The following is a 1289-nucleotide window of genomic DNA, read 5'->3' on the forward strand; positions in this document are numbered from 1 at the left end:
CAGGTGATGCGGGAACGTCCATGGCGGGCGGGAGTTCGCCAATGCGGCGAATGTGCCGCAGATGATATGGAATGGCCTGTTGCCAAGAGGAATCTCGGCAGCAGGCCATTCCATATTCTGAAAATGTCGCTACGAGGATGAAAGCAGGACACTTCCGCGCGCGGCGACATTCTGAGATGAAAAAACGTCGCTACGCGCGGGACCCTTCACATTGTCCACCGCGGAGCGACGTTTTATACGGCTTCTGCAAGATTTTGAAGGTTGGGTGTATCGGGTTGTTCATCGAGCGAACCGAAGCACCCCCAACCTTTCCGTCGTCACTTCTTTTTGATGTACATCTGCGTGTTCAGCAACGTGGCGTAACGCTTGATGACCTTGGGGCGGATCACCTTCATGGAAGCGGTCATCAGGCCGTTCTCCTGGGTGAATTCCTCCGGCAGAATGATGAACTTGCGCACGGATTCGGCGCGGGAGACGCCTTCGTTCGCCTGATCGACCCACTTCTGCACTTCCGCGCGCACCGCGGCATTGGAAGCGGCCTCCTCAAGAGGCATGTCGCGATTGAGTCCCTTGCTCTCCAGCCAAGGGCGCAACGCATCCTCGTCAAGAGTGATCAGCGCGGAGATGAACGGGCGTTTGTCGCCGAGGACCAGCGCCTGGGACACGAATTCGCAGCGCTTGATGACCTCTTCGATGGGGCCGGGGGAGACGTTCTTGCCGCCTGCGGTGATGATCAGATCCTTCTTGCGCCCGATGATGTACAGGAAGCCGTCATCATCGATGCGGCCGAGATCACCGGTGCGGTACCAGCCATCCTCGGTGAAGGAATCCTCGGATGCCTCCTCGTTCTTGTGATAGCGGGGGAACACCGCGGTGCCCTTGACCTGAATCTCCTCGTCTTCGGCGATGCGCAGCTCGAATCCCGGGAACGCGATGCCGACGGAGCCCTGATGGTAGGGCACGCCAAGCGGATTGAACGCGCACGGCGCCGTCGTCTCGGTCAATCCATAGCCCTCGTAGACGGGCACTCCGGCACCGCGGAAGAACGCCAGGAGTTCCGGATCGAGCGGCGCGCCTCCGGCCACGATCCATTCGGCGCGTCCGCCGAGCACCTCGCGCAGGGAGGCGTACACCAGCGGATCGAAGGCCGCGCGTCGGGCCCTCGCCAACGCGCCGGCCTTGCCCTTGGCGCTGACCTCCTTCATGTAGTTCTGCGCGGCGACCACGGCCGCGGCGAACGCCACGCCCTTCGCGCCATGGCCGGCCTTCTGCGAGGCGGCGTTGTACAC

Annotated in this window: 1 protein-coding gene; it reads right to left on the reverse strand. The window is 61.9% G+C overall.

Annotation, left to right across the window (positions count from 1 at the left end):
• Window positions 1-317 precede the first annotated feature (317 nt).
• A partial coding sequence (locus tag B3C64_RS05865; protein WP_291534378.1) for an AMP-dependent synthetase/ligase occupies window positions 318-1289 on the reverse strand: 972 nt, incomplete at its 5' end.

Origin of the sequence: Bifidobacterium sp. UBA6881 (assembly GCA_002451435.1) — a bacterium.
Taxonomy (GTDB): Bacteria; Actinomycetota; Actinomycetes; order Actinomycetales; family Bifidobacteriaceae; genus Bifidobacterium.